Origin of the sequence: Isoptericola sp. NPDC056618 (assembly GCF_042792715.1) — a bacterium.
In the GTDB taxonomy this organism is placed as follows: domain Bacteria; phylum Actinomycetota; class Actinomycetes; order Actinomycetales; family Cellulomonadaceae; genus Isoptericola; species Isoptericola nanjingensis.
The window spans coordinates 14,031-40,699 of the sequence record NZ_JBHTVZ010000006.1; the positions used below are offsets into that span (position 1 = coordinate 14,031).

At 76.3% G+C, this 26,669-nt stretch carries 24 protein-coding genes; 12 read left to right on the forward strand and 12 right to left on the reverse strand.

Annotated elements, in window-relative coordinates; genetic code table 11:
• Positions 1–18: 18 nt before the first annotated feature.
• Complete coding sequence (locus ACFQ8T_RS09850; protein WP_430546362.1) at positions 19–1,035, reverse strand: NADP-dependent oxidoreductase; 1,017 nt, start codon at positions 1,033–1,035, stop codon at positions 19–21.
• Positions 1,036–1,067: 32 nt separating this feature from the next.
• Positions 1,068–1,466 carry a DUF1304 domain-containing protein gene (locus ACFQ8T_RS09855; RefSeq protein ID WP_430546363.1) on the reverse strand — a complete coding sequence of 133 codons (399 nt, stop codon included), beginning with the start codon at positions 1,464–1,466 and terminating at the stop codon, positions 1,068–1,070.
• Positions 1,467–1,563: 97 nt separating this feature from the next.
• On the opposite strand from ACFQ8T_RS09855, the gene ACFQ8T_RS09860 reads away from it, so the two are divergent.
• Complete coding sequence (locus ACFQ8T_RS09860; RefSeq protein ID WP_430546364.1) at positions 1,564–2,142, forward strand: TetR/AcrR family transcriptional regulator; 579 nt, start codon at positions 1,564–1,566, stop codon at positions 2,140–2,142.
• A gap of 70 nt (positions 2,143–2,212) precedes the next feature.
• Here the strand turns inward: ACFQ8T_RS09860 and ACFQ8T_RS09865 are convergent, their stop codons facing one another.
• The 5 genes from ACFQ8T_RS09865 to ACFQ8T_RS09885 form a co-directional block, all read right to left on the reverse strand.
• A complete protein-coding gene (locus ACFQ8T_RS09865) occupies positions 2,213–2,872 on the reverse strand; it encodes a response regulator (protein WP_430546365.1) in 660 nt (219 codons plus the stop codon).
• Positions 2,869–4,191, reverse strand: a complete 1,323-nt coding sequence (locus tag ACFQ8T_RS09870; RefSeq protein WP_430546366.1) for a sensor histidine kinase — start codon at positions 4,189–4,191, stop codon at positions 2,869–2,871. Before ACFQ8T_RS09870 ends, ACFQ8T_RS09865 begins: the two co-directional genes overlap by 4 nt.
• A gap of 140 nt (positions 4,192–4,331) precedes the next feature.
• Positions 4,332–5,258 (reverse strand): hypothetical protein, encoded by a 927-nt coding sequence (locus tag ACFQ8T_RS09875; protein WP_430546367.1) that lies wholly within the window; start codon positions 5,256–5,258, stop codon positions 4,332–4,334.
• The gene (locus ACFQ8T_RS09880; protein WP_430546368.1) at positions 5,258–5,974 is read right to left on the reverse strand and encodes an ABC transporter ATP-binding protein; all 717 of its coding nucleotides are present in this window, start codon (positions 5,972–5,974) and stop codon (positions 5,258–5,260) included. Before ACFQ8T_RS09880 ends, ACFQ8T_RS09875 begins: the two co-directional genes overlap by 1 nt.
• A gap of 168 nt (positions 5,975–6,142) precedes the next feature.
• Complete coding sequence (locus ACFQ8T_RS09885; protein WP_430546369.1) at positions 6,143–6,742, reverse strand: TetR/AcrR family transcriptional regulator; 600 nt, start codon at positions 6,740–6,742, stop codon at positions 6,143–6,145.
• A gap of 70 nt (positions 6,743–6,812) precedes the next feature.
• On the opposite strand from ACFQ8T_RS09885, the gene ACFQ8T_RS09890 reads away from it, so the two are divergent.
• The 9 genes from ACFQ8T_RS09890 to ACFQ8T_RS09930 all read left to right on the forward strand — a co-directional run bounded on the left by ACFQ8T_RS09890 (position 6,813) and on the right by ACFQ8T_RS09930 (position 20,345).
• Positions 6,813–7,343 carry a DUF1992 domain-containing protein gene (locus ACFQ8T_RS09890; RefSeq protein WP_430546370.1) on the forward strand — a complete coding sequence of 177 codons (531 nt, stop codon included), beginning with the start codon at positions 6,813–6,815 and terminating at the stop codon, positions 7,341–7,343.
• Positions 7,344–7,451: 108 nt separating this feature from the next.
• Complete coding sequence (recC, locus tag ACFQ8T_RS09895) at positions 7,452–10,871, forward strand: exodeoxyribonuclease V subunit gamma (protein ID WP_430546371.1); 3,420 nt, start codon at positions 7,452–7,454, stop codon at positions 10,869–10,871.
• Positions 10,868–14,392, forward strand: a complete 3,525-nt coding sequence (locus tag ACFQ8T_RS09900) for a UvrD-helicase domain-containing protein (protein ID WP_430546372.1) — start codon at positions 10,868–10,870, stop codon at positions 14,390–14,392. Before recC ends, ACFQ8T_RS09900 begins: the two co-directional genes overlap by 4 nt.
• The gene (gene recD / locus ACFQ8T_RS09905) at positions 14,389–16,347 is read left to right on the forward strand and encodes an exodeoxyribonuclease V subunit alpha (RefSeq protein ID WP_430546373.1); all 1,959 of its coding nucleotides are present in this window, start codon (positions 14,389–14,391) and stop codon (positions 16,345–16,347) included. The genes ACFQ8T_RS09900 and recD overlap by 4 nt, the downstream gene beginning before the upstream one ends.
• Positions 16,344–16,976 (forward strand): HAD-IA family hydrolase, encoded by a 633-nt coding sequence (locus tag ACFQ8T_RS09910; protein ID WP_430546374.1) that lies wholly within the window; start codon positions 16,344–16,346, stop codon positions 16,974–16,976. Before recD ends, ACFQ8T_RS09910 begins: the two co-directional genes overlap by 4 nt.
• Positions 16,977–17,006: 30 nt before the next feature.
• Entirely contained in the window at positions 17,007–18,080 is a 1,074-nt protein-coding gene (locus tag ACFQ8T_RS09915; RefSeq protein WP_430546375.1) for an LLM class flavin-dependent oxidoreductase, read from the forward strand.
• A 114-nt stretch (positions 18,081–18,194) separates the two neighbouring features.
• A complete protein-coding gene (locus ACFQ8T_RS09920) occupies positions 18,195–18,977 on the forward strand; it encodes an MBL fold metallo-hydrolase (RefSeq protein ID WP_430546376.1) in 783 nt (260 codons plus the stop codon).
• Positions 18,978–19,020: 43 nt separating this feature from the next.
• Positions 19,021–19,926 carry an LLM class flavin-dependent oxidoreductase gene (locus ACFQ8T_RS09925; protein ID WP_430546377.1) on the forward strand — a complete coding sequence of 302 codons (906 nt, stop codon included), beginning with the start codon at positions 19,021–19,023 and terminating at the stop codon, positions 19,924–19,926.
• A gap of 35 nt (positions 19,927–19,961) precedes the next feature.
• Complete coding sequence (locus tag ACFQ8T_RS09930) at positions 19,962–20,345, forward strand: VOC family protein (RefSeq protein ID WP_430546378.1); 384 nt, start codon at positions 19,962–19,964, stop codon at positions 20,343–20,345.
• A gap of 1 nt (position 20,346) precedes the next feature.
• Here the strand turns inward: ACFQ8T_RS09930 and ACFQ8T_RS09935 are convergent, their stop codons facing one another.
• The 3 genes from ACFQ8T_RS09935 to purS are packed head-to-tail and all read right to left on the reverse strand — an operon-like array spanning position 20,347 to position 21,874.
• On the reverse strand, positions 20,347–20,871 hold the full coding sequence (locus tag ACFQ8T_RS09935; protein WP_430546379.1) for a GNAT family N-acetyltransferase: 525 nt from the start codon (positions 20,869–20,871) through the stop codon (positions 20,347–20,349).
• Complete coding sequence (purQ, locus tag ACFQ8T_RS09940) at positions 20,868–21,587, reverse strand: phosphoribosylformylglycinamidine synthase subunit PurQ (RefSeq protein ID WP_430546380.1); 720 nt, start codon at positions 21,585–21,587, stop codon at positions 20,868–20,870. The genes ACFQ8T_RS09935 and purQ overlap by 4 nt, the downstream gene beginning before the upstream one ends.
• A complete protein-coding gene (purS, locus tag ACFQ8T_RS09945; RefSeq protein ID WP_429766102.1) occupies positions 21,587–21,874 on the reverse strand; it encodes a phosphoribosylformylglycinamidine synthase subunit PurS in 288 nt (95 codons plus the stop codon). Before purS ends, purQ begins: the two co-directional genes overlap by 1 nt.
• Before the next feature lie 232 nt (positions 21,875–22,106).
• Between purS and ACFQ8T_RS09950 the strand changes: the two genes are divergently transcribed.
• On the forward strand, positions 22,107–22,967 hold the full coding sequence (locus ACFQ8T_RS09950) for a DUF4190 domain-containing protein (RefSeq protein ID WP_430546381.1): 861 nt from the start codon (positions 22,107–22,109) through the stop codon (positions 22,965–22,967).
• 40 nt (positions 22,968–23,007) lie between these two features.
• On the opposite strand, the gene ACFQ8T_RS09955 is transcribed toward ACFQ8T_RS09950, so the two are convergent.
• On the reverse strand, positions 23,008–23,994 hold the full coding sequence (locus ACFQ8T_RS09955) for a phosphoribosylaminoimidazolesuccinocarboxamide synthase (RefSeq protein WP_430546382.1): 987 nt from the start codon (positions 23,992–23,994) through the stop codon (positions 23,008–23,010).
• Between the two features lie 136 nt (positions 23,995–24,130).
• On the opposite strand from ACFQ8T_RS09955, the gene ACFQ8T_RS09960 reads away from it, so the two are divergent.
• On the forward strand, positions 24,131–25,252 hold the full coding sequence (locus ACFQ8T_RS09960) for a tyrosine-protein phosphatase (protein ID WP_430546383.1): 1,122 nt from the start codon (positions 24,131–24,133) through the stop codon (positions 25,250–25,252).
• Positions 25,253–25,354: 102 nt separating this feature from the next.
• Here ACFQ8T_RS09960 and purD read toward each other — a convergent pair whose 3' ends face one another.
• The gene (gene purD, locus ACFQ8T_RS09965; protein WP_430546384.1) at positions 25,355–26,635 is read right to left on the reverse strand and encodes a phosphoribosylamine--glycine ligase; all 1,281 of its coding nucleotides are present in this window, start codon (positions 26,633–26,635) and stop codon (positions 25,355–25,357) included.
• Positions 26,636–26,669 lie beyond the last annotated feature (34 nt).

Consider the following 26,669-nt stretch of genomic DNA (forward strand, 5'->3'; position numbering starts at 1 on the left):
CGCCGGGCTGACGCGGCCTCAGCGCGCCGTGCGGACGACCATCTTCCCGGTGTTGGCGCCGGCCATCATGTCGAGGAACGCCTGCGGGGCGTTCTCGATGCCGTCGACGACGGTCTCGTCGTAGGCGATCTTCCCGTCCGCGAACCAGCCGGTCATGAGCTCGCGGAACTCGGCGCCGTGGTGGAGGTAGCCGCCCAGCGTGAAGCCCTTGAGCATGAGGCCCCTGGTGATGAGGTTCGCCATGTTGTCCGGGCCGGGCAGGCGATCGGTGGCGTTGTAGCCGGCGATGGCCCCGCACAGCGCGACCCGGCCGCCGTCGTTCATCACGTCGAGCGCTGCGGTGAGGTGGTCGCCGCCGACGTTGTCGAAGAAGACGTCGACGCCGCCCGGCACCAGCGCGGGGAGCTGCTCGCGGACGGGGGCGTCCTTGTAGTCGAGGGCGGCGTCGTAGCCGTACTTCGAGGTGAGCAGCTCGACCTTCTCGGCCGACCCGGCCGACCCGACGACCCGCTCCGCGCCGAGCAGGCGCGCGATCTGGCCGGCCGCGGTGCCGACGGCGCCCGCCGCGCCCGAGACGAACACGGTGTCGCCCGGCTTCATGCCCGCGATCGCGGTGAGGCCGACGTACGCCGTGAGGCCCGTCATGCCGAGGATGCCCAGGTGGAGCGACAGCGGCACGCCCGGCAGCTCGGGCACGACGCGGAAGCCGCGCGCGTCCTCCTGCGCGACGTCGCGCCAGCCGTGCTGGTGCAGCACCACGGCGCCCACAGGGATGTCGTCGGACGCCGACTCGAGGACGCGCCCGATCGCGCCGCCGGTCATGGTCTCCCCCAGCGCGAAGGGCGGGGTGTAGCTCTTCACGTCGTTCATGCGCCCGCGCATGTACGGGTCGACGGAGACGAACTCGTTGGCCACGCGGACCTGGCCCGGCTCGAGGTCGCCGTAGGTGACCTGGACGGTGCGGAAGTCGTCCGGAGCGGGCCACCCGGTGGGGCGGGCGGCGAGCTGGACCTGCGTGCTGACGATGGAGGACATGCGGGTGTGGTGCCTACTTCCGGGGTCGATGATCAGGACGCGAGGCCGACGACGAGCGCGACGACCGCGAGCAGCGGCGCGGCGCCCTGCGTGACGGCGGCGCGGCGCTTGTCGGGCGAGGAGAGGAACAGGACGAGGGCGGCGGCGAGCATGCTGCCGGCGCCTGCCAGCACGAGGGCCGCGCCGGCACCGGTGGTGCCGACCGTGCTCCCGAGTGCGACGAGCACGATGCCGATCGCGGTCACGACGGCGAGGAACAGGTTGTAGAAGCCCTGGTTCAAGGCCAGCTCGCGCGTGGCGGCGGCCTCCTGCTCGGTCGTGCCGAACGTGGCGCGCGCCCGGGGCGTGGTCCACGCGACCGACTCGAGCCAGAAGATGAACACGTGGAGCGCGGCGGCGATCCCGGCCAGGACGAGCCCTGCGACGACCATCGGTTCTCCCTGCTGCCTGCCGGCGCACCCGCCGGCGATTCTGTAACGGTCGGTCCACTGTATATACTGCAACGAGCGTTACACAACTGGAGGCACGATGGGCAGGGCGCAGGGGTTCGAGACCGAGCTGGCGGTCCGGGCGGCGCGCGAGGTGTTCTGGCGCGACGGGTACGCGGAAGCGTCCGTCCCCGCGCTCGAACGCGCCACCGGCCTGAACCGGTCGAGCATCTACCACGCCTTCGGCTCCAAGCGCGGCCTCTTCGACGCCGCCGTGCAGAGCTACCTGGACGAGGTCGTGCGGCCGCGCCTGCGCCCGCTCGTGGCCGACGACGTCGCCCCCGACGCGCTCGTCGAGTACCTCACCGGCCTGCGCGCGGCGCTCGCCCGCGCGGACGAGGTCCAGGGCACCTCGGGCTGCCTGCTCGTCAACACGTCGGGCTCCCCCATCGCGGCCGACGACGCCGTGCGCCGCACCGTCGCCGACTACCGCGCCGAGCTGCGCGCCGCCCTCCGGCGCGGGGTGGTCGCGCGGCGACCGGACGCGTCACCGGCCGACGCCGACCGGCTCGCCGACGTCTGCACGGCCCTCGTCATCAGCGCCTTCACCCTGGTGCGCGTGGACCCGCCGAGCGCGCTGCACTGCCTGGACACCGCCGTCGACGTGCTCGAGCACTGACGCCGCCCCCGACCGCCCGGCATGTCGACGGGTGGTACGTCGCGGCAGCCGGGAATCGCCGACCCGGCGGTCAGGTGCCCGGGACCACGAGCCCGGTGTCGTACGCCCACACCACGAGCTGCACGCGGTCGCGCGCACCCGTCTTGGTCATGATCCGGCTCAGGTGCGACTTCACCGTGCTCGCCTCGAGGAACAGCGCCGCGGCGATCTCCGCGTTGGACGACCCCCGGCACAGCAGCGCGACGATCTCCTGCTCGCGCGCGGTGAGCAGCCCGGTCGCGGCCGGGTCGGGCACGACGGGGCCGCGGCGCCGTGCGAACTCGTCGATGACGCGCCGCGTGAGGGTCTGGTCCACGAGCCCGTCCCCGGCGGCCACCCGGCGCACGGCGTCGACGAGCACCTCGGGCTCGGCGTCCTTGAGCAGGAAGCCGGACGCGCCGGCCTCCAGCGCGCCGAACACGTAGTCGTCGAGGTCGAAGGTGCTGACCACGAGCACGGGCACCGGGTCGACGACGCCCGGCCCGGCGAGCTCGCGCGTCGCGGTGATGCCGTCGCCGCCGGGCATGCGCACGTCCATGCACACGACGTCGGGCCGCTCGCGGCGGGCGACGCGGACGGCGTCGGCGCCGTTCGACGCCTCCCCCACGACCTCGAGGCCCTCGCTCTGCAGGATCACGGTGAACCCGGCGCGCACCACCGCCTGGTCGTCCACGAGCACGACCCGCGTCATCGGGCGCCCTGCCCGGCACGCACCGACCGACCCTCGGCGCCTGCGGGGCGTGGCACGACGAGGCGCACCAGCCAGCCGCCGCCGGACGTGCGGCGCGCGGTGAGCCGGCCGCCCACGAGCTCCGCGCGCTCGGTCATGCCGATGACGCCGTGCCCCGGGCCCGCCTCCTGCGGCGGCGCTATCGACGCCGACCGGTCGGCGGGGCCGTTGCGCACGGTGACCGCCACCTCGTCCTCGTCGTACACGGTCTCGACGTCGACGGCGCTGCCCGGCGCGTGCCGGCGGGCGTTGGCGAGCGACTCCTGCAGCACCCGGTACACCGTGAGCTGCACGGTGGGCGGGAGGTCGTAGGGCTCGCCCCGCCGCGTCTCCTGCACCCGCGTGCCCGTGCTCCGGGCGAGGTCGATCAGCGCGGGCACGTCGGCGAGGGTCGGCTGCGGGGCCGACGGCGCGTCGTCGCCCTCGCCGGTGTCGCGGAGGATGCCGACGACGAGCCGCAGGTTGTCGAGCGTCTCCCGCCCCTGCCCGCGGATCCAGCGCAGCGACTCCTTCGCCCGCTCGGGGTCGCCCGCGACGAGCCGCTCCGCGGCGGCCGCCTGCACGACGATGCCGGACAGGTGGTGCGCCGCGACGTCGTGCAGCTCGCGGGCCATGCGACCACGCTCCGCGAGGACGGCCTGGGCGGCGAGCGCCTCGCGCTCGCGCTCGGCCTGCGCCACGCGCGCCCGCAGCTGGGCGAGCAGCTCGCGCCGGGTGCCGACGTACGCGCCGACCAGGACGGCGCCGAGGTAGACCACCAGCGCGGACACCAGCCCGCCCCACAGCTGGGTGCCGACGGTCACGCCGAGCTCCGCCACCGTCGCGGGGCCGCCCAGCACGTACCCGAGCAGCACCTGCACGACGGCCGCGCCCGCCGCGGCGCCGAGGGCCGGCCGTCGCGGGGCGTGCACGCCCACCGAGTAGGCGGCGACCAGCGTCGCCGGCGCCTGGAAGTTCACGAACGGCGGCAGCAGCGGCGCCAGCGCGAGCTGCCCGAGCAGCACGAGCGCGAGGCACAGCATCGGGAACCGGCGCCGCAGCGTGAGCGCCATCGCCTGCCCGACGAGGACGACGCACGCCGTCACCAGCGCGCCCGTGCTCATCCCGTCCACCGACGCCCGGGCCCCGAACGACTCGCCGAGGCTCGACGACACGACCTGCAGCAGCGTCAGGAGCAACGCGACCGACAGCGCCGCGATGACGGCGCCGAGCAGCGCGTCGCGGCCCGTGGGGGTCCGGACGCCGAGGGCGTCGAGCCGCCGTCGCAGCGCGTCGAGCACAGGTCCTCCGTCGGTGTCGGGATGGCTGTCTGGATGCTTCTCTGGACGGTCTCGGGGTGACCGTCGGGCCCGGCCCACGGTACGCCGTCCGGGGCCGGGCACGACCCGTCGTCGCTGGTCAGGCGGGTATCGATCTGATATCAGGCGAGGTCACGACGACGGAACACGGCGCCCGCGGTGACGAGCAGCACGGCCGCCCAGGCGACCAGCCCCGCCAGCGCCGCGGCGGCGCCGAGCGCCGGGCCGGCGTCCGTCGTCGCCCCGAAGAGCTGGGCGGCGCCCTGACCCGCCGACGCGAGGGACCCGAGGGTGATCGGCAGCCACGACGTCGCCGTCGTCGCGCCGCCCGTGAGGACGAGCGCGGCGGCCTGGATCATCGGTTCCACGAGGGCGAGCGCCACGACCACGACGATCGCCGCGACCTGCCCCCGCACGAGGGTACCGACGGCGAGCCCCAGCCACGAGAGCAGGACCATCACCGCGAGGCCCCGCGCCCAGACGCCGAGCGCCTCGCCGGGCCCGATCGCCAGGCTCGCGCCGGGCGTCGTCGCGACCGCGAGGACCAGCCCGACGGCCGTGACCAGCGCGAGCGCCACCCCGATCGCGAGCGCCGCCGTCGCCGTCGCCCCCACCTTGCCGGCGAGGATCCGCAGCCGGTCCGGCACGGCCAGCGCCGTGGGCACGATGCCGCCGGTGCGGAAGTCGGTCGTGGCCGCGAGCGCGCCGAGCAGCAGCACGCACAGCGCGGTGACGCCGCTGGAGCCGGACCCGGCGGGCCCGGTGCCCATGAGGTCGAGCAGCGACCGCTGGGCGGCGGCGGACCCGAGATCCGTGGCGGCGGCGAGACCGGACAGGAGCTCGCTGGTGTCCGCCGGGGACATCTGCGGCCCGACGTGGAACCCGGCGTCCGACCCTCCCAGCGCCTCGAGGGTGCGCAGCGTGCGCGGCAGCACGAGAGTGAGGGTCTGCGCGAGCAGCATCCCCGCGACGGCGACGATCCCGATGACCCAGGGCGTCCGGGTGCTGCGCAGCTTGAGCAGCTCGGCCCTGAACACGGCGAGAGACATCAGCGGACTCCTTCGGTGGCGGCGGTGAGATCGAGGTACACGTCCTCGAGGCTCCGGTCGGTGGTGACGAGCTCGCCCAGGGTGCCCGCGGCCACGACGCGGCCCTGGCCGATGACGACCAGGTCGTCCGCGACCTGCGCCACCTCGCCCAGCACGTGGCTCGCCAGCAGCACCGTGCCGCCGTCGTCGGCGAAGGTGCGCAGCAGCTCGCGCAGCCACCGCATCCCGGCCGGGTCGAGGCCGTTGGCGGGCTCGTCGAGCACCAGGACGTCGGGGCGGCCGAGCAGCGCGGCGGCGATGCCGAGGCGCTGCTTCATGCCGAGCGAGTAGGTGCGCACGCGGCGGTCCGCGGCGGGAGTCATGCCGACGGCGGCCAGCACCTCGTCGACCCGGCGGGCCGGGAGGCGCGACGCCGCGGCGAGCACCCGCAGGTGGTCGCGGCCGGTGCGCCCGGGGTGCAGGCCGCCCGCGTCCAGGAGGGCCCCGACCACCTGCGCCGGGCGCTCCAGGTCGCCGTAGCGCCGGCCGTCGAACGTCGCCGTGCCGGCGTCCGCCCGGGCCAGGCCGAGCAGCACGTGCAGGGTCGTGCTCTTGCCCGCGCCGTTCGGACCCAGCAGGCCCACGACCCGCCCCGGCTCGGCGGTGAAACCCACGTCGTGCACGGCCTCGAAGCCGCCGTAGGACTTGTGCAGCCCCTCGATCCGGATGGTGGTCATCCGTCCCCTCCCTCGTCGTCCGGCGGCCGTCGTTCGCCATGCCGGTACCCCCGAGCCTCCCCGGGGGCGGGGGTCCGGGTCTTGAGGCGGAGGGCGGAACCTCGGTTGCGCCTTTCGGGGGAGGTCGTGCGTCCCGGCGCCCGACCGGGCGCCGGAGAGGGATCGGCGTCACGCCGCGGCGAAGAGCCGCTCCAGGTGCTGGTCGACGGCCGCCAGCGCGGCCTCCGGCTCGATGACACCGAGCTCGAGCAGGGGCGTGAGCCCGGTCAGCGCCAGGAGGAGGTCCGTCTCGACGTCGGGGTCCCGGTCCGGGGCGATCCGGCCCTGCGCGATCGCCTGGCGGACGAGGCGCTCGACCGTCGCGCGGCCGTCGCGGAGCCCGAGGCCCGCCTGCTCGCGCAGCGCCGGGTCGTGCAGCGCCTCGAGGACGTAGGCGGCGCTCATGCGGCTGGACGCGCGGGCGTCGGGGTGCAGGGGCAGCATCTCGGTGAGCACCAGGCGCAGCACCTCCCGGGGGTGCGGCGGTTCCTCGAGCGCGGCGAGCCCCCGCGCGACCCGGTCGGCGGTGCGCTCGGCGGCGAAGTCCATCGCGAAGGTCAGCATCGCCGCGCGCGACGCGAAGTAGTGCTGCAGCTGCCCCAGCGAGACCCCGGCCTCGCGGGCGACCTCCCGCAGGGTCGCCCTGGTCCACCCGCGCTGGTCGACGACGCGCCACAGCGCGTGCGCGATCTCCTCGCGGCGCTCCTGGTGGTCCACCAGCTTCGGCATCCTGCCCCCGGGTTGTCGTACGCTCGACATCATACAGTTGACCGAAAACCCGCCACGACGGGGAGCCACGATGAGCGACGAGCAGCCGCCGGCGGCGTTCTTCGACCCGTACGCGGTCGCCGTCGACGACGAGGTGGCGATCGCGCTGCTCGCCGAGATGCACCTCAGGAAGGCGATCGACCGCGGCGACTTCGACGACCTGCCCGGCAGCGGCAAGCCGCTCGACCTGCAGGACCTCCACGACCCGGACTGGTGGCTGAAGGCCTTCATGCGCCGCGAGAGGCTCGTGGTGCTGCCGCCCTCGATCCAGCTGCGCAAGGACGACGCCGCGCTGGACGGGCTCCTCGACGAGCTGTGGAGCGAGGACGACGTGCGCGAGGAGGTCGAGGAGTTCAACCGACGGGTCCTGCGGGGCCGCTACCAGCCGGCGGCCGGGCCGCCGCTGGTCACCATGCCGCGCGACGTCGAGGCGACGGTCGCCGCCTGGGCGGGTCGCCGCGAGGCGCGTGCCGCGCAGGCGCGCGAGCAGGCGCGGGCCGAGGCGGAGGCCGAGGACCGCCATAGGTCCCGTCGACGGGCTCGCCGACGCCGTTCTCGCTGACGGCGGCGCCCTAGGCCCGGCGACCGTCGTCGGGCGTGCGCCGGGTCCGTGTGACGCCCTGTGGAAGAACGACGGCCCGTGTCGGCGCGGGCCCGTAACCTGGCCGACGTGCTGCACGTCCACCGGTCCGAGCGCTCCGACGCGCTGGTCGCTCCCCTCGCCGACGTGCTCGCCGTGCCGCCGGACGACCCGTTCACGCCCGACGTCGTCGCCGTGCCCACGCGCGGAATCGAGCGTTGGCTGGCGCAACGGCTGTCGCACCGGCTCGGGGTCCCCGGGGGCTCGGGCGCGGGCGTCTGCGCCAACGTGGACTTCTCCTCGCCGTCGCGGCTGGTCGCGTCCGCGGTGACGGCGGTGACCGGCGTCGAGCCCGACGACGACCCGTGGCGCCGCGCCCGGCTCGTGTGGCCGGTGCTGGAGACGATCGACGCGTCCCTCGACGAGGGCTGGGCGGCGCCGCTCGCGCGCTACGTCGGCGAGGACGGCGACGGCGTGCGGCGCTCGCGCCGCGTCGCGCTCGCGCAGCGCGTGGCGGAGCTGTTCGCCGCGTACGCGCAGCAGCGGCCGGCCCTGCTCGCCGACTGGCTCGACGGTCGTGACGACGACGGCGCGGGCGCGCCCGTCCCCGACGACCTCGCGTGGCAGCCGCGGCTGTGGCGGCGGGTGCGCGAGCGGGTGGACGCCCCCGGGCCCGCGGAGGTGCTGACGGAGGCGGTCGGCGTGCTGCGCACCGACCCGGGCGCGGTGGACCTCCCCGCCCGGCTGTCCGTCTTCGGACCCACCCGGCTGCCGGAGGACCAGCGGCAGGTGCTCGCCGCGCTCGCGCTGCACCGCGACGTCCACCTGTGGTTGCCGCACCCGTCGCCCGCGCTGTGGCAGTCGGTCGAGGGCCTGGTCGGCGAGGGCGCCGTCGTCGGGGCGCGTCGTGACGACATGCCCCCGGCCGCGCGCCACCCGCTGCTGGCCTCGACCGCGCGCGACTCGGTCGAGCTGCAGCTCCGGCTCTCCGGTGCCCTTGACCCCGCCGGCGACGGAGCCCCCGAGGTGCATGCCGCCTCCCACCCGGCGCCGCCACCCCCGGGCACGCTGCTCGGCGCGCTGCAGACGACGCTGCGCGCCGACGACCCCGACGCCGCACCCGTGCCCGTCGCGCCCGACGACCACAGCGTGCAGGTGCACGCCTGCCACGGCCGCGCGCGCCAGGTCGAGGTGCTGCGCGAGGTGCTCACCGGGCTGTTCGCCGCCGACCCCACGCTGGAGGCGCGCGACGTCATCGTCATGTGTCCCGACGTCGAGTCGTTCGCCCCGCTCGTGACGGCCACGTTCGGCGCCGCGCCCGACGGTGTCGCCCAGGTGCACCCCGGCCAGCGGCTGCGGGTCAGCCTCGCCGACCGGGGGCCCGGCGTGATCAACCCCGTGCTCGGCGTGCTGGCGAGCCTGCTGCGACTGGCCGACGGGCGCGTCACGGCCTCGGAGGTGCTCGACCTCGCCACGACCGAGCCCGTGCGCCGCCGCTTCCGCCTCTCCGACGACGACCTCGACCGCTGGCGCGACTGGGCCGTCGAGGTGGGCGTGCGCTGGGGCGAGGACGGGTCCCGGCGGGACCGCTTCGGCATCGACCCGCGGGTGCGGCAGGGCACCTGGGACGCGGCCCTGGACCGGGTGCTGCTGGGCGTCGCGATGGCCGAGGAGGACTCGCGGTTCGTGGGCCCGGCGCTGCCGCTCGACGACGTCGGTTCGACGGACGTGGACGTCGCCGGCCGGTTCGCCGAGCTGGTCTCGCGGCTGACCGGGCTGCTCGCCGACCTCGACGGCACCCACCCGCTGGAGCACTGGCTCGACACGCTGGACCGGGCCGTCACGCTGCTCGCGGACCCGGCGCCGGACGACGCGTGGCAGTCGCTGCAGGCGCACCGGGTGCTCGGCGACGTGCGGGCCGCGGGCGCGGGCCGGGCCACCGCCGGCGACGGGCTGCGGCTGGAGGACGTGCGCGCCCTGCTCGCCGACCGGCTGGCCGGCCGCCCCACGCGCGCGGGCTTCCGCACCGGCGCGCTCACCGTGTGCTCGCTCGAGCCGATGCGCGCCGTCCCGCACCGCGTGGTGTGCCTGCTGGGCATGGAGGACGGCGCGTTCCCCCGGTCCGCGACGCCGGACGGCGACGACCTCCTCGCGCGCGACCCGCTGCTGGGCGAGCGCGACCGGCGCAGCGAGGACCGGCAGATCTTCCTCGACGCGCTCACCGCCGCGCGCGAGCACCTGGTGGTGCTGCACTCCGGCGCCGACGAGCGCACCGGCGCCGCCCGGCCGCCCGCCGTGCCCGTCGCCGAGCTGCTGGACGCGCTCGACCGGGTCGGCGAGGCGTCGGACGGCGGGTCGGTGCGGCGGCAGGTCGTGGTGCGGCACCCGCTGCAGGTGGTGGGCGAGCGCAACTTCGAGGCCGGCGCGCTCGGCGCCCCTGGCCCGTTCAGCTTCGACACGGCGGCGTTCCGGGGCGCGGAGGCCGGGCGCGGGGCGCGCGTCGAGCCGGGGCTGCTCGTGCCCCAGCCGCTCGCCCTCGAGGCGCCGGCCCCTGCGGAGGTGGACCTCGACGACCTCGTCGCGATGCTCGAGCACCCGGTCCGATGGTTCCTGCGGACGACGCTCGACGTGCGCGTGGCGCAGGACGAGGACGAGGTCGACGACCGCCTGCCCCTGACGATGGCGCCGCTCGCGGCGTGGGGCGCGGGCGACCGCATCCTCACCGCCGTGCTCGGGGGCACCGACCCCGGCCGGGCGTTCCAGGCGGAGTGGCGACGCGGCCAGGCCCCGCCGCGCGAGCTGGGCCGCACCGCGCTGCGCGACGTCGTCGAGCGGGTGCAGCCGGTGGAGACGATGGCGCGGCAGGTCCGGGCCGACCAGGCGGCGCGCGCCGTCGACGTGTCCGCCACGCTCCCCTCCGGCGTCCTCGTCACCGGCACCGTCCCCGGCGTGCACGGCGGCCGCGTCGTGCGCGCGGAGTACTCGAAGCTCGGGCCGAAGCACCGCCTGCGCGCCTGGGTGCAGACCCTCGCCCTCGCGGCGTCCGGCGGCGACGGCGGCCTGCCCGAGGGACAGCAGTGGCACGCGGGGACGGTCGGGCGCGCACCGGGCCGAGGCGCGAAGGCGGCGTGGAGCCTGATCCAGTCGCCCGACCCGGACGACGCCGCCCGGCTGCTCGACGACCTCGTCGCCCTGCGCGCCGAGGCCACCCGTGCGCCGCTCCCCCTGCCGCCGGACGCGTCGCACGCGTACGCCGTCTCCCGCGGCGGCGGCACGGGCGATCCCGGACAGGCGACCAGCGAGGCCCGCTTCACCTGGAACGGCGGCTTCGAGAAGTCCGACGCCTACCACCTGATGGTGTGGGGGGACGGGGCGTCGTTCGACGCGATCGCCGGCGTGCCGGACGAGGACGACCGGCGCCGGTTCCCCGACGAGCCCTCGCGTCTGGGCGCGCTCGCCCGGCGGGTGTGGGACCCGTTGCTGGCGCACGAGCAGAAGGGCACCTCATGACGGCGGGGACGGGCTTCGGCACCGACGCGACCGGGGGTCTGGCGGGAGTCCCCGAGCGCCCGGTCTTCGACGTGTGCGGGCCGCTGCCGGAAGGCACCACGGTGCTCGAGGCGAGCGCCGGCACGGGCAAGACGTTCACGATCGCGGCGCTCGCGACGCGGTTCGTCGCCGAGGGCCGCGCCGAGCTGCGCGAGCTCATGCTCGTGACGTTCGGCCGGGCCGCGACGTCCGAGCTGCGCGACCGCGTCCGCGAGCGGCTGGTGAGCGCCGAGCGGGCGCTGCGCGGCCCGGACCCGGCGTCCAGCGACGACCCCGTCGTGGCGCTGCTCGCCGACGTCGGCGCCGCCGAGCTGGACCGCCGCCGCGCCCGCCTCACGGCCGCGCTGTCGCAGCTCGACGCCGCGACCATCACGACGACGCACGGCTTCTGCCAGCAGATGCTCACGTCGCTCGGCATCGCGGCCGACGTCGACCCCGCGGCGACGTTCGTCGCCGACGTCGCCGACCTCGTGCGCGAGGTGTCCGACGACCTGTACGTCCGCCGCTTCTCCGACGAGGCGCACCCCGCGCTGACCCCGTCGATGGCCGCCGACCTGGGCCGCGCCGCCGTGAGCGACCACCAGGCCGTCGTCGAGCCCGCCGAGCCGGGCGGGGGTGCCCCCTCCACCCCGGGCGCGCTGCGGCGGGCGGTGGCCCAGGAGACCCGCGACGAGACCCTGCGGCGCAAGCGGACGCAGCACCTCCTGGACTACGACGACCTCCTGGTCATGCTGCGCGACGCGCTCGCCGGCCCTGTGCACGGCCCCGTCGCGGCCGAGCGCGTGCGCTCCCGGTTCCGCGTGGTGATGGTGGACGAGTTCCAGGACACCGACCCCGTGCAGTGGGAGATCCTGCGCACCGCGTTCCACGGGCACCGCACCCTGGTGCTCATCGGCGATCCCAAGCAGGCGATCTACGCCTTCCGCGGCGCCGACGTGGTCGCCTACCTCGACGCGCAGCAGGACGCGACCGCCGTCGCCACGCTGGGGACCAGCTGGCGCAGCGACGAGCCGCTCCTGCGTGCCCTCGACACCCTGCTGGGCGGGGCGGCGTTGGGCGACGAGCGGATCGTCGTGCGGCCGGTGGACGCCGCGCACCGCGGGTCGCGCTTCGACGGCGGCGCACCGCTGCGGCTGCGACAGGTGACGCGTGCCGCGCTCGCAATGTCGCCGGGCGAGACGCCGCCGGTCGGTCCGCCGCGCCAGCTCGTCGCCGCGGACGTCGCGGCCGACATCGCCGCACGCCTGGGCCGCGACCGGCTGGTGGACGGGGACGCCGGGGCCGCGGAGGGCGCGTGGCGCCCGCTCGAGCCGCGCGACGTCGCGGTGCTGACCCGCACGAACGCGCAGGCCGAGGCGGTCCGCTCGGAGCTCACCAAGCGCGGGGTGCCCGCCGTCGTCTCGGGGCTGTCGAGCGTGTTCGCGACGCCGTCGGCCCGCGACTGGCTCACCCTGCTCGCCGCCCTGGAGCAGCCGGGCGCCCACGGGCGCGCGGCGGCGCTGGCGCTGACGCCGTTCGTCGGCTGGGACGCGGAGCGGCTCGCCACGGCGGACGACGCCGCGCACGACGCGCTCGCCGACACGGTGCGGCGCTGGTCCCGGCTGCTGTGGTCGCGCGGCGTCGCCGCGCTCCAGGAGGCGGTAACCCGCGACGGCCTGGCGGAACGGCTGATGCGCACCAGCACCGGCGAGCGCCACCTCACCGACCTGCGGCACGTGGGCGAGGTGCTGCACGCCGCGGCGGTCACGGAGGGCCTGGGTGCCTCGGCGCTCACGGCGTGGCTGCGGCGGCGCATCCGCGAGGCCGCGCAGGACTACGACGAGGAGCGCAGCCGGCGGCTGGAGACGGACGCCGCGGCGGTGCAGGTGGTCACGGTGCACGCCAGCAAGGGACTGGAGTTCGGCGTCGTGTACGTGCCGTTCGCCTGGGACCGGTTCGAGCCGCGCCAGCCCGACGTCCTGCGGTTCCACGCCGGCGACGGGCGCCGCATCCTGCACGTGGGCGGCCCCGGCTCGTTCGGGTACGACGCCGCCCTGGAACGCCACCGCCGGGAGGAGGGCGGCGAGGACCTGCGCCTGCTGTACGTGGCGCTGACCCGTGCCCGGCACCAGGTGGTCGCGCACTGGGCGCCGTCGAAGGCGAACACCGCGAAGGCGGGCCTGACCCGCGTCGTCCTGGGGGACCGCACGCTCGGCGGCGAGCCCGCGCCGCACGCGCCCCAGCAGGCCATGCGCGACGACGCCGTCCGTGCGTCGCTCGGGACGCTCGCCCAGGGTTCCGGCGGCACGATCGCCGTCGAGGAGGTGCCGGGCACGCCGACCGCCGAGCGCTGGCGTCCGCCCGCCCAGGACGAGCCCGCACTGGATGTCGCGCACCTCGACCGGGTGCCGGACCCGACGTGGCGGCGCGCGTCGTACTCCGCGCTCACCGCCGGGGCGCACGCCGGTCGCCCGGGCGGCCTCTCGCCCGCGCCCGGCGCGGCCGAGCCCGCCCCGGGCGGTGTCGAGTCCGAGCCGGAGGGCGGTGGCCTCCAGGACGAGCCGGCCGAGGCCGCACCGACCGCGGTCCGGCCGGGCGGAACGGACGCCGCCGAGATCGGCGACGCGCCCGGCGCCGACCTGCCGTCACCGATGTCGGGGCTGCCGGCCGGGACGGGGTTCGGCACCCTCGTGCACGAGGTGCTGGAGTACGCGGACACCGCGGCCCCCGACCTCGACGCCGAGCTGCTCGCCCGGTGCGCCGCCGCGGCGACGACGCGGGTGCCGGGTACCGACCCGGCCGAGCTCGCCGCCGCGCTCGGCGTCGTCGCGCGCACCCCGCTCGGGCCGCTCGCGGGCGGTCGCACGCTCGCGGACGTCGTCCCTCGCGACCGTCTCGCCGAGCTGGAGTTCGAGCTCCCGCTCGCCGGCGGCGAGGGCGACACGGACACCGGCGGGCCCGGGCCCGAGGGCGCCACCCTGGCCGGGATCGCCGCACTGCTGGGCCGCTACCTCGACGACGACGACGCGTTCTCCGCCTACCCCGCCGCACTGGCCGAGCTCGCGGCCGCCGACCCCACCGCCCGCCCCCTGCGCGGCTACCTCACGGGGTCGATCGACGCGGTGCTGCGGGCGCCCGGGGAGGACGGCGAACCCCGCTTCCTCGTGGTCGACTACAAGACGAACCGCCTCGGCGCGTTCGACGCCCCGCTCACGGCGCACGACTACCGGCCCGAGGCCACCGTCGACGCGATGCTGCACGCCCACTACCCGCTGCAGCTCGTGCTCTACCTCGTGGCGCTGCACCGCTACCTGGCGTGGCGGCTGCCGGGCTACGACCCGGACGTCCACCTCGGCGGCGGGCTGTACCTGTTCGTGCGCGGCATGTGCGGGCCGGGCACCCCCACCGGGCCCGACGGCGCCCCGTACGGCGTCGTGTCGTGGGTGCCGCCGCGCGGGCTGGTGCCGGCGCTGTCCGCGCTGCTCGACGGAGGCGACGCATGACCGACACCACCACGCTCCCGGGCGGTCCGGTCGAGACCTCCGGCGACGTCCGCTTCGCCGCCGCGGCGCCGTTGCTGCTGCGGGAGTTCAACGCGTCCGGCCTCGTGGCCGCGACGGACGTGCACGTCGCGACGCGGCTCGGTCGGCTGACGGGCGAGGACGACGCGACGGTGCTGCTCGCCGTCGCGCTCGCCGTCCGGGCGCTGCGCGGGGGGTCCGTCTGCGTGCGGCTCGACGACCCGGACGAGCTCGCCGCCCTCGCGCTGCCCGAGGACGCCGACCGGGGCGACGCCGCCGACGGCCCCGGCGCGGCCGCTCCTCCCCCGTGGCCCGAGCACGCGGCGTGGGTCCGAGCCATCGAGGCCAGCCCCCTGGTCGCCGTCGGCGCGGGCGGTCCCGAGGACCGGCCCGCGCGCTGGGTGGGCGGCCGGCTGTACCTCGACCGGTACTGGCGGGACGAGCTCACGGTGCGGCGACTGGTCGACGCCCGGCTCCAGGCGCCTCCCCTGGTGCCCGCGGGCGCCGGGCGGCTGGAGGCGGCGCTCGCGCGGCTGTTCCCGGAGGCGGGCGACGTGCGGCAGCGGCTCGCGGCCGCGCACGCCGCCGGCCGCAGGCTCACGGTGCTCACCGGCGGGCCGGGCACGGGCAAGACGACGACGGTCGCGCGACTGCTGGCCGTGCTGCAGGACGTCGCCGGCGAGCCCGCCCTGCGGGTCGCGCTCGCCGCTCCGACGGGCAAGGCGGCCGCCCGGCTGCAGGAGGCGGTCCGCGACGTCGTCGGCGCCCTGCCGCCTGAGGACCGCGAGCGCACCGGCCGGCCCGAGGCCACGACCGTCCACCGCCTGCTCGGCTACCGCAGCGCCACCCGGTTCCGGCACCACGCCGGGCACCACCTGCCGCACGACGTCGTCGTCGTCGACGAGACGTCGATGGTGCCGCTGTCCCTCATGGCGCGGCTGCTGGAGGCGCTGCGCCCGGACGCGCGGCTCGTCCTCGTCGGCGACCCGGACCAGCTCGCGTCGGTCGAGGCGGGGGCCGTGCTGGGCGACCTCGTCGCGCGGCCGGCGGTCGTCGAGAACCTGGCCGAGCACGTCACCACCACCCGGGCCGTGGTGGAGCCCGTCGAGGACGAGACCCTCGCCAACGGCGTCGTCCGGCTCGTCACCGTGCACCGCCAGGACGAGGACTCCGCGATCCTGCCCCTGGCTGCCGCCATCCGGGACGGTGACGCCGACGCGGTGCTCGACGTCCTGCGCGCCGGGACGGGCGGCGTCGAGCTCGTCGAGGCGGACACCGAACGCCTCGACGAGGCCGCCGTGCAGGGGCTGCACGAGGACGCGGTCGACGCCGGCCGACGGCTCGTGGCCGCGGCGCGGGACGGCGACGCGGCGCGCGCCCTCGAGGCGCTCAACGCGCACCGGGTCATGGTGGCGCACCGGCGCGGGCCGGTGGGCGTGGCCCGCTGGGCGGCGCAGGTCGAGGCCTGGGTCGAGGACGCGACGGCGGACGGCACCCTGCCGCCGTCGGTCCCCGGCTCGCCGTGGGTCGTGGGCCGGCCCCTGCTCGTCACGACCAACGACGCCGACGTCGGCCTCTACAACGGCGACACCGGCGTGCTCGTCGCCGAGGGCGACCCGGCCGACGGGGCGGTGGTCGCGGCCTTCGGCGACCCGCGCGCCCCGCTGCGCGTGCGCACCCACCGCCTGCCGCCCGTCGAGACCGTGCACGCCATGACGGTGCACCGCGCGCAGGGTAGCCAGTTCCGCCGCGTCTCCCTGGTGCTGCCGCCGCCCACGTCGCCGCTGCTCACCCGCGAGCTGCTGTACACGGCGGTCACCCGAGCGCAGGAGTTCGTGCGCGTCGTCGGCACCGCCGACGCGGTGCGCGCGGCGGTCGCGCACCCCGTCCGCCGCGCGAGCGGCCTGCGCGAGCCCCTGCCCGGGGGCGCGACGTGACGACCGTGCGGGTCCTGATGATCGACGTCGACGGCGTCCTCGTGCGCCGGCCGGACGGACGCCGGTGGGACGCGGACCTGCACGCCGACCTGGGGATCGACCCGGGAGATCTTCAGGACCTGTTCTTCCATGTGCACTTCGACGACGTCCTCGCGGGCCGCGCGGACCTCGTCGAGCGGCTGGACCTGGTGCTGCCCGAGCTCGGGCCGGTGACCTCGCGGGAGCTCGTCGACTACTGGTTCGCGCACGACGCCACGCTCGACGTCGAGCTCCTCGACGACCTCGCGGCGCTGCGATCACGCGGGACCGACCTTCAGCTCGCCACCGTGCAGGAGCACCACCGGGCCCACTACCTCTGGCACGACCTGGCGCTCCGCGATCGTTTCACCGCGATCCACTATGCGGCCGACGTCGGCCACCGCAAGGGAGACACCGAGTTCTACCGCGTCGTCGAGTCCCGCACCGGGCTGGAACCGTCGGCGCACTGCCTGGTCGACGACCGCCTCGCAAACGTCGAGACCGCCCGGGCGGCGGGGTGGCGCGCCGTCCACTGGCGGCCCGGGCGCCGGCTCGCCGACACGCTCGCCTCCGCGGGCGACGCCACCTCCCACGACGGTGGCGAGGAATAGGGACGACGTCGCCGAGGGTTGTCCCAGGCGATGAACGCCGACGCCCCCGCACCCGCGCCCACCTCGCCCCGACTGTCCGTGCTGGACCTCGTCCCGGTCCGCACCGGCCAGTCCAGCCCGCAGGCGCTGGCCGCCTCGCTCGCGCTGGTGCGCCGGGCGGACGAGCTGGGCTTCGAGCGGTACTGGTTCGCCGAGCACCACAACATGCCCGCCGTGGCGGCCTCGACGCCGCCGGTCATGATCGCGGCGGCCGCCGCCGTCACCGAGCGCATCCGCGTCGGCTCGGGCGGCGTCATGCTGCCGAACCACGCGCCGCTCGTCGTGGCCGAGCAGTTCGCCGCGCTCGAGGCGCTGGCGCCCGGACGGGTGGACCTCGGCCTCGGCCGCGCGCCCGGCTCCGACCCGGTGGTCACCGCGCTGCTGCGCCAGTCCGGCCCGACGTCCGACGTCGAGCGGTTCCCGCAGCACGTGCGCGACATCCTCTCCCTCATGAGCCCTGACGGCGCCGCCCTGCGCCTCGGCGACGGAAACCTCTACGACGTGCACGCCACCCCCGCCGCCGACGGCACGCCGACCGTGTGGCTGCTCGGCTCCAGCGACTACTCCGCCCGCCTCGCCGCGGAGCTCGGCCTGCCGTACGTGTTCGCGAACCACTTCTCGGGCGCGGGCGTCGACCAGGTGCTCGCGCTCTACCGCGACGGCTACCGCCCCAGCCCCGCCCACCCGGAGCCGCAGACGTTCCTCACGGCGAACGTCGTCGTCGCGCCCACCGCCGTCGAGGCGCACGAGCGCGCCCTGCCGCAGCTGCGGTCGATGGCCCGGCTGCGCACCGGCAAGCCGATGGGCCGCGCGGAGACGGTCGAGCAGGCCGCCGCCGACCCGCTGGACCCGATGGCGGAGCAGATCATCGCCGACATGCGCGCACGCTGGGTCGTCGGCGAGCCCCACCAGGCCGCCGCCCAGCTCCGCGACCTCGCCACCCGGCACGGCGTGGACGAGGTCATGGTCGTGCCGGTGGCCGGCTCCTACGGGCCCGAGCCGCTGGACGCCACGCCCGGCCGCGTCCGCACGCTAGAGCTGCTCGCCGAGGCGCTCGCCGCCTGACCCTGCGCCGAACCGCCGCCCCACCCAGAGCGGCAGCCCGTTCCCGAATCGGCGATCATGTGTGCCGACCCGGGGACGAGCTCCCGGGTCGACCGACCACGAGAGCGAGCCCGCATGCCCCATGTCACCGTCGTCCGCGCGGACAACCCCGGCCCGATGACGCTGGACGGCACGCGCTCGTACGTGCTGCGCGGGCCGGGCTCGTCGTCGTGCGTGGTCGTGGACCCGGGCCCCGACGACGAGCGGCACCTCGCCACCCTGGCTGGGTCGGGCCCGGTGGAGCTGGTGCTGGTCACGCACCGGCACGCCGACCACACGGCCGGCTCGGTGCGCTTGCGCGCGCTGACCGGCGCCCCGGTCCGCGCCGCGGACCCGGAGCACTGCCACGGCGGCGAACCGCTGCGCGGCGGCGAGGCGATCGACGCCGCCGGGCTCCGGGTCGACGCCCTCGCGACGCCGGGGCACACGGCCGACTCGGTGTCGTTCGTCGCGACGGCACCGGGCCGGTCCGGGCCGAGCGAGGCCGTGGTGCTCACGGGCGACACGGTGCTCGGGCAGGGCACCACCGTCATCGCCGAGCCGGACGGGTCGCTGCGCGACTACCTCGCCAGCCTCGACCTGCTGGGACGCGTGGCCGACGGCCGGGTCGGCCTGCCCGGGCACGGCCCGGCGATCGACGACCTCGGCGTCGCGGTCCGCGCCTACCGGGCCCACCGCCTGGAGCGCCTGGCGCAGGTCCGCGAGGCCCTGGCCGCGCTCCGCCACGCTCCCGACGACCCCTCGGCGGCCGACGCCGTCGTCGCGCACGTCTACGCCGACGTCGACCCCTCGGTGCGGCGCGCGGCGCGGCAGTCCGTCGTCGCGCAGCTCGCGTACCTGGCCGACGAGCCGGCCTGACCCGACGCGAGCGGGTGTCGGTGTCCCGCGGCACGATGGCGTGATGACGGTCACGCCTGCCCCCGAAGCCCGCCCCGCCGTCCGCCTCGGCGTCGCCTTCGTCCCGACGATGGCGCCCGAGTCGCTGCGGTCCCTCGCCACCGCCGCCGAGTCGGCCGGCCTCGACGACCTCTGGGTGTGGGAGGACTGCTTCAAGCAGAGCGGCGTCGCGTCGGCCGCGGCAGCGCTCGCCTGGACCGAGCGGGTCCGGGTCGGGATCGGCCTCATGCCGGCCCCGCTGCGCAGCACGGCGGTCACGGCGATGGAGGTCGCCACCGTCGCGCGCATGTTCCCCGGCCGGTTCGTGCCGGCCGTCGGCCACGGCGTCCAGGAGTGGATGGAGCAGTCCGGGGTGCGGGTCAAGTCGCCCCTCACCCTGCTGCGCGAGCACGCCGAGGCGCTCCGTGCCCTGCTCGCGGGCGAGGAGGTGACGACGTCGGGGCGCTACGTGACCCTCGACAGGGTCCGTCTCGACTGGCCCGCGCCGGAGGTCCCGCTGGTGCTCGGTGGCGTCGGGCCCCGCTCCCTCGCCCTGGCGGGCGAGCTGGGCGACGGCGTCGTCCTCGCCAACGCCCTCACCCCCGACGACGTGCGCACGGCCGCGGACACGGCCGGCGCCGCCGCGCAGGCCGCGGGCCGGCCCGCGCCGGGCGTGTACGCGACGCTGATCGCCGCGACGGGCGACGGCGCACAGCAGCGGCTCGACGCCGAGCTGCCGCTGTGGGGCGCGGCGCCCGGGCGCGGCATCGGCGCTGCCGGCGACGCCCGCACCATCGCCGACGCCGTGCTCCGGCTGGCCGCCGCCGGCGCCTCCGCCGTCGCCGTGCAACCCACGGCCGACGAGCCCGACCTCGCCGGGTTCGTCGAGCTGCTCGGCCGCGAGGTGCGGCCGCTGCTCGACCAGGCATGACCCACCCAGGGCAGGACCCACCCGAGGAGCAGACCATGGACTGGAAGATCGAGCTGATCCACGTGCCCGTGCGCGACGTGGACCGGGCGAAGGAGTTCTACGAGCGTGTCGGCTTCCACCCCGACCACGACCAGGTCGTGAACGACGACCTGCGGTTCGTGCAGATGACGCCGCCCGGCTCGGCGTGCTCCATCGCGTTCGGCACCGGGCTGGGCGGCACGCTGCAGCCGGGCCAGCTGGACGCGATCCAGGTGGTGGTACCCGACGCGGACGAGGCGCTGGCGCACCTGCGCGGCGCCGGGATCGAGGCACAGGGGGTGGACGACCAGCCGTGGGGCCGGTTCGTCACGTTCGCCGACCCGGACGGCAACTCCTGGACGCTGCAGCAGCTGCCGGCGTGGTCCGCGAACGCAGGCTGAGTCAGAGCCGCTTGCCGTAGCAGCGCTGCTGCTCGAACCCGGCGTGGTCGCCGAACGACTCGATCGGCTCGTAGCCGATGGCCTCGTACAGCGCGATCGCCTCGGGCTGCGCGGTACCGGTCTCGAGCACGAAGCGGCGGAAGCCGACCTGACGGGCGGCGCGCTCCAGCTCGGCCATCAGCCGCCGCGCGACGCCGCGCCCGCGGGCGTCGCCGTCCACGTACAGGCGCTTGACCTCGCCGGTCGCGGCCGGGTGCGCCGTGCCGCGGCCGCGCCGGTCGTCCGTGCCGGAGACGTCGCGCACCGCGGCGGTGCCGACGGGGCGGCCGTCCAGCCGGGCGACGAGCGTGACGACGATCGACCGCGGGTCGATCGCCGGCGCCTCGTCCTCCCCGCCGTACCGCACGGCCATCTCGGCCTCCTGCGCGGCGCGCAGCCCCGCGGCGGCGGGGTCGTCCCACGCCACGGCGTCGACCGTCAGACCCTCGGGCCCGACGGTCGACGGGAGGACGGTGGTGGCGGTCATGCCGAGACGAGCGAGGCCAGCACCGACGTGAAGAAGCCGAGCCCGTCCGTGCCGGAGCGCGGGCCGGCCTCGCCGTCCGGGCCGAACCCGGCCTCGACGGCGTGCTCCGGGTGCGGCATGAGCCCGACCACGTTGCCGCGCGCGTTGGCGATGCCGGCGATGTCACGACGCGAGCCGTTCGGGTTCCAGCCCTGGTAGCGGAACACGACGCGGCCCTCGCCCTCGAGCTCGTCGAGGGTACGGTCGTCGGCCACGAACTGGCCGTCCTGGTTCTTCAGCGGGATGGTGATGTGCTGACCGGGCCGGTACTGGTTGGTCCAGGCCGTCGACGTGTTCTCGACCGACAGCACCTGCTCGCGGCACACGAAGTGCAGGTGGTCGTTCTTGACCATCGAGCCGGGCAGCAGGTGCGCCTCGGTCAGCACCTGGAAGCCGTTGCAGATGCCGAGCACCGGCATGCCGCCCTTCGCAGCGTCCACCAGTGCGTCCATGGCGGGGGCGAAGCGCGAGATGGCGCCGGCGCGCAGGTAGTCGCCGTACGAGAACCCGCCGGGCAGGACGACGGCGTCGACGCCCTGGAGGTCGCCGTCGGCGTGCCACAGCGACACGGGCTCCCCGCCCGCGAGCCGCACCGCGCGGGAGGCGTCCCGGTCGTCGAGCGTGCCGGGGAAGGTGATGACGCCGATCCGCGCGGAGGCGAGGGTGCCGGCCGACATCAGGCCACGCCCTCGGACGTGATCGTCCCGGCGGCGTCCGTCGCGGCGTCCGCCACGCGCACGACGTCCTCGATGACGGGGTTGGACAGCAGCGTCTCGGCGGCCTGCTGGGCGGCGGCGAGCACCTCGGGCGTGACGTCGCCGTCCACCTCGAGCTCGAACCGCTTGCCCTGGCGCACCCCGCTGAACTGGGTGAAGCCGAGTCGGGGCAGCGCCCCCACGACGGCCTTGCCCTGGGGGTCCAGGATCTCGGGCTTGGGCATGACCTCGACGACGACGCGTCCCACGGGTGCTCCTTGGATCGTGACCGGTAGCTGGCCGGGTGGTCCAGCGGCCGCCGCTCCGGGATCCCGGCACGGGCGGCGCCGCGGAGGCGCGCGCGTGGGGGCGGGAGCACGACGGCGGGATTCCGCGACGAGTCTACCGCCCGCGCGCTAGCCTTCTGACGCCGCGGGGCGCAGCCGGACGACGGCGCCGTCGATGCCGCGTCATCCACCATCGCACCGACCCCGAGGAAGCATGTCCGCACCCACCCCTCCGCCCTCCGGCGGCACGCCCGACCCGTACGCCACGCCCGACGCCGGCGCGACGCCACCGCCGGGCCACGCCCCGACCGAGCCGCCGGCGCCGTACGCCCAGCCCGGCTCGCCCGCCCCGGGATCGCCGTACGACCAGCAGGGCCCGTACGGCGGCCGGCCGACCCCGTACGCGCAGCCCGCGCCGTACGGCGCGCCGTCCCCGTACGGGCAGCCCGCGCCGGGGACGGACGGGCTCTCGATCGCCGCGCTGATCACCGGCATCCTCGGCATCAGCCCCGTCGCACTGGGCCTCGGCATCGCGGGGATGCGGCGCGCCCGGCGTACGGGACAGAGCGGCCGTGGCCTGGCGATCGCCGGCGTCGTGCTCGGCGCCCTCGGGATCCTCGGCTGGCTCCTGGTCGTCGGGCTGGTCGTCCTGGCGGCGACGAACGACGAGTTCCAGGAGGGGTTCAGCCAGGGCTTCGAGGAGTCGTACGCCGACCGCACCGGGGCGAACCTGAACCTGGGCGACTGCTTCGAGCTGCCGGACGACGCCACCGACCTCACCGGCGTCGTCGCGGTCGACTGCACGACGCCGCACGGGGCGGAGCTGGTGGGCGTCGACGAGCTGACGGACGCCGAGTACCCGGGCGAGGACTCCGTCGTCGCCACCACCGAGGACTTCTGCTTCGAGGAGTTCGCCGACTACGTCGGCACGGGTTACGACGCGTCCGCCCTCGACATGATGTACCTCTACCCCACCGAGGCGTCGTGGACGTTCGGCGACCGGCGCCTCATGTGCTGGGCGCAGAACCCGGACGGCTCGCCGCTGGAGGCCAGCGTCCAGGGCTCCGGCCTCTGACGGTCGAGCGGACCGGGTCGAGCGGACCCGCGGGGGCGCCTCAGCGCAGGGGCGCCCCCGTCAGCCGCTCGTACGCCTCGAGGTAGCGGTCGCGGGTGCGCTCGACGACCTCGGGCGGCAGCACGGGCGGCGGCACGTCCGACGCGCGGTCCCAGCCGGAGGCGGGGGACGTCAGCCAGTCGCGCACGATCTGCTTGTCGAAGCTCGGCTGGGAGCGGCCCGGCTCCCACTCGTCGGCGGGCCAGAACCGCGACGAGTCGGGCGTGAGCACCTCGTCGCCGAGCACGGTCTCCCCGGTGGCCGGGTCGAGGCCGAACTCCAGCTTGGTGTCCGCAAGGATCACGCCGCGCTCGCGCGCGATCTCCTCGGCGCGGGCGTAGACGGCGAGCGTGAGGTCCCGCAGGCGCGTGGCGGCGTCGTCGCCGATCCGGCGCGCCACCTCCTCGAACGGCACGTTCTCGTCGTGCTCCCCCACCTCGGCCTTGGTGGCGGGGGTGAAGATCGGCTCCGGCAGGCGCGAGCCGTCGACCAGGCCTCCCGGCAGCGGGATGCCCGTGACCTCGCCGGACGCGCGGTACTCGGCCAGGCCGGAGCCGGTGAGGTAGCCGCGCGCGACGCACTCGACGGGGAACATCTCGAGCCGGCGGCAGATCATCGCGCGGCCGGCGACGACGTCGGGCACGAGGCCGTCGCCCGGCTCGGCGCTCGCCTCGGTGGACACGACGTGGTTGTCCACGACGTCCGCGAGCTGCTCGAACCACCACAGGCTGAGCTGCGTGAGCACCACGCCCTTGTCCGGGATGCCGGGGGTGAGCACGTGGTCGTGCGCCGAGAGGCGGTCGGAGGCGACCACGAGGACGACGTCGCCCAGCGGGTGCACGCCGCCCAGGGCCGGCAGGTCCGGCTCGTACAGGTCGCGGACCTTGCCGGAGTAGACGTGACGCCACCCCGGCAGGTCGAGCGGTCCCCCGGCGAAGGCGTCGTTCTGGTCGGCACCGGGCTGGTCGACATCGTGCGTCTCGGTCACGACGCTCAGTCTCGCATCCGGCGTCGGGCCGGGCCGCACGCGTCCGCGGTCCCGCCGCGCGGAGTTCATCGGGCCCCCTACCGGACAGCCCCGTCCGTTCACCGCCCGTTCGCCGGCGGCGTCCACCGTGCAGCCCATGAGACTCCGCACCCGGCACACCGCCGCCCTGCTCGTCGCGGCCCTCGTCGCCGCTCCCGCCGCCGCGTCCGTCGCGGCCCCGCGCCCGCCCCACGCGGCGGCCGGGCACCCGTCCGCCCCCCAGCACGGCGCCGCCATGGGGCGCACCCCCTTCACCGCGGCGACGGTGACGGCCCACGACGACGGCTCGTTCACCGTCACCTGGTCGGCGCCGCGCGGAGCCGGCGACGTGCGCCTCTACACGGGCACCGACCGGGACCGCATCGACACCCGCCACGTCGTGGCGCGCGGCGGGTCCTCCGGGACGGTGACGGTCACCGACCTGTCCGACGCCGACCGCCGCTGGTTCCGGCTCGTCCCCGACCGCGGCGCGGGCCTGACGATCGCCGACCGCCTGGTGCGGCTCGACGGCACGGTGAACCTCCGCGACCTGGGCGGCTACCGCACCACCGACGGCGACTGGGTCGCCATGGGCGAGGCCTACCGGTCCGACGCCCTCGACCGGCTGAGCGAGGCGGACCTCGACGCCCTCGAGGGGCTCGACGTGCGCACCGTCGTCGACCTGCGCACGGGGTCGGAGCGCGCCACTGCACCCGACCGCGTGCCCGACGGCGCCCGGTACGAGGTGGCTGACGTGCTCGGCGGCGGCACCGCGACGATCCCGGACCTGTCGTCACCCGCCGCCGCCGCGCAGATGATGGTCGACGGGGAGCGCTCCATGGTCTCCAGCGACACGGGCCGGGCCGCGTACGCGACGTTGTTCGACGCGGTCGCGGACGACGGCGCGGTGCTGTTCCACTGCACCGCGGGCAAGGACCGCACGGGCTGGGCGGCGGCCGCCCTGCTCACCACGGCGGGCGTGCCGCGCGACGTCGTCGAGGACGACTACCTGCTGAGCAACGACTACCGCGCCGAGGCGAACGCCGCCGCGCTCGCGTCGATGCCCGCCGAGCAGGCCGCGATCTACCGGCCGCTGCTCGACGTGCGGCCGGAGTACCTGGCCGCCGGGTTCGACGAGGTGCACGACGAGTACCGCTCGTTCGACCGGTACCTCCACCAGGGCCTCGGCCTCAGCGCTCGCGAGGCGCGCGACGTGCGGGACGAGCTGCTCGTCGGCTGACCGGCCGACCCACCACACCCGTCCGATCTGTTCGGCAGGGCGCGGATCTCTTCGGCACGGGTCGGGGCCGAAGAGATCCACCTCCTGCCGAACAGACCAGCGTCAGGGGACGGCGACCTCGCCCCGCTCGGCCTTCAGCGCGATGTCGCTGCGGTGGTGGGAGCCGTCCAGCGCGATCTTCTCGACCCCGGCGTAGGACGCCGCCCGCGCGGCCGCGAGGTCCGCGCCCCGGCCGACGACGGACAGCACGCGCCCCCCGGCGGACACCAGCGCGCCGTCGACGACGGCGGTGCCGGCGTGCAGCACGTGCACGTCGTCCAGCGCCTCGGCGTCGGCGATGCCGGAGATCGGGTCGCCCTTGCGCGGCGACTCGGGGTAGCCCTGGGAGGCGACGACGACGTTCACCACGGCGTCGTCCGACCAGCGCAGCGGCTCGACGCCGTCGAGGCGGCCGGTGGCGGCGGCCAGCAGCACGCCCGACAGCGGGGTGCGCAGCCGCGCGAGCACGGCCTGGATCTCCGGGTCGCCGAAGCGGGCGTTGAACTCCACCACGCGGGTGCCGCGCGAGGTCAGCGCCAGCCCCACGTAGAGGACGCCGGAGAACGGGGTGCCCCGGCGGGCCATCTCGTCCACGGTGGGCTGCGCGATCCGGTCCACCACCTCGGCCACGAGGCCGGACGGCGCCCAGTCGAGCGGCGTGTACGCGCCCATGCCGCCCGTGTTGGGGCCGGCGTCGTCGTCGCCCACCCGCTTGAAGTCCTGCGCGGGCACCATCGGCACGACGGTGGCGCCGTCGCACAGGCAGAACAGCGAGACCTCGGGGCCGTCGAGGTACTCCTCGATCACGACGCGGCCGTCGTCGCCGCGCGCGTCGAGCGCCTCGCGGGCGTGCGCGAGGGCGGCGTCGCGGTCGGACGTCACGACGACGCCCTTGCCGGCGGCGAGCCCGTCGTCCTTGACGACGTAGGGGGCGCCGAAGGCGTCGAGCGCGTCGGCGACCTGCTCGACGGTGGTGCACACGTGCGCCATCGCGGTCGGCACGTTCGCGGCGGCCATGACGTCCTTCGCGAACGCCTTCGACCCCTCGAGCCGGGCCGCCTCGGCCGACGGCCCGAAGACGGGGATCCCGGCCTCGCGGACCGCGTCGGCCACCCCGGCGACGAGGGGAGCCTCGGGCCCGACGACGACCAGGTCGACGCCGAGCGTCCGGGCGAGGGCGGCGACCGCTCGGCCGTCGTTCGCGTCCACCGGGTGCAGCGCGGCCTGCGCGGCCATGCCGGGGTTGCCCGGCGCGGCGTGCAGCTCGTGCGCGGGCTCCTCCGACGCGAGGGCGTGGACGATGGCGTGCTCGCGGGCGCCGGTCCCGACGACAAGGATCTTCACGGGCGACCATGCTAACGACCCTCGCGTCGGGGGT